This is a genomic window from Halomonas sp. (genome assembly GCF_041689495.1).
In the GTDB taxonomy this organism is placed as follows: domain Bacteria; phylum Pseudomonadota; class Gammaproteobacteria; order Pseudomonadales; family Halomonadaceae; genus Halomonas.
The window spans coordinates 1-1230 of sequence record NZ_JBDNGD010000322.1; the positions used below are offsets into that span (position 1 = coordinate 1).

Genomic DNA, 1230 nt, shown 5'->3' on the forward strand with positions numbered 1-1230 from the left:
GGCATGGGCCGGCAGATGAGCGGCAAGGCCGGCGATGACTTGCACGTCAAGGTGCCGGTGGGGACCACGGTGATCGACGAGGACACCCTCGAGGTGATCGCCGATGTCACCGAGATCGGCCAGGTCGTGGTGGTGGCCCAGGGTGGCCGCCGGGGCCTGGGCAATATCCACTTCAAGTCATCGACCAACCGCGCCCCGCGTCGCACCACATCCGGTACCGAGGGAGAGCGACGCAATCTGCGCTTCGAGATGAAGGTGATGGCCGACGTGGGTCTGCTCGGCATGCCCAATGCCGGCAAGTCGACGCTGATCCGTGCCGTCTCCGCCGCCAAGCCCAAGGTGGCTGACTATCCTTTCACTACCCTGGTGCCCAATCTGGGCGTCGTGAAACTCGGCATGCACGAGCACTTCGTGATGGCCGACGTGCCGGGGCTGATCGAGGGCGCCTCCGACGGCGCCGGTCTGGGTCTGCGTTTCCTCAAGCACCTGACCCGCACACGGTTACTCTTCCATGTCGTCGACGTGGCACCCTTCGACGAGACCGACCCGGTGGAGGCCGCCCAGGCGATCATCCACGAACTCGGTGAGTTCTCGCCGGCGCTTGCGGAACTGCCTCGCTGGCTGGTGCTCAACAAGTTCGACCTGCTACCGGAGGGCGAGCGCGAGTCCCGGGCCGAGGAGATCCTGCGCCGCCTCGGCTGGGACGGCCCGGTGTTTCGTATCTCGGCGATCTCCAGTGACAACACGGATACGCTGGTCCAGGCCGCGCATCGTTGGCTCACCGAGCAGCGCCAGCTGGAGAACGAGGATGAGGAGGCCGCCGAGCGCGCCCGCGAGATGCGCACCCGCATGGAAGAGGAATCTGTCGCCCGTACCGAGGCGCGCCTGGGTCGTCGGCGTAAGCGCCCCGACGACGATGACGATGATGTCGACGACGATGATTTTGACGGCGAGGTCGAATACGCGCCGTAAAGAAGTAGAATGAGCATGTGGACACCTGCTCATGACGTTGGTCATGACTAGTCGTCGGGGTCGGGAGAAGGCAATGAATCAGTTGGCGACGCGTATCACCATCGATCCTGCTCAATGCGGGGGCCGTCCCTGCGTTCGCGGTATGCGTATTCGTGTCGTGGATGTGCTCGACCTTCTGGCTCAGGGGCTGAGTAGCCAGGAGGTGGTAGAAGAGCTCCCTGATCTCGAGCCTGAGGACATCCTGGCGGTTTTGCAGTA

The 1230-nt window shown here is 64.1% G+C and carries 2 protein-coding genes; both read left to right on the forward strand.

Annotation, left to right across the window (positions count from 1 at the left end):
• Nucleotides 1-972, forward strand: a 972-nt coding sequence (gene cgtA / locus ACESMD_RS10515; protein WP_372612926.1) for an Obg family GTPase CgtA, incomplete at its 5' end; no start/stop codon positions are given.
• Between the two features lie 73 nt (nucleotides 973-1045).
• Nucleotides 1046-1230: DUF433 domain-containing protein (locus ACESMD_RS10520; protein ID WP_372612928.1), on the forward strand; the 185-nt coding region annotated here is incomplete at its 3' end.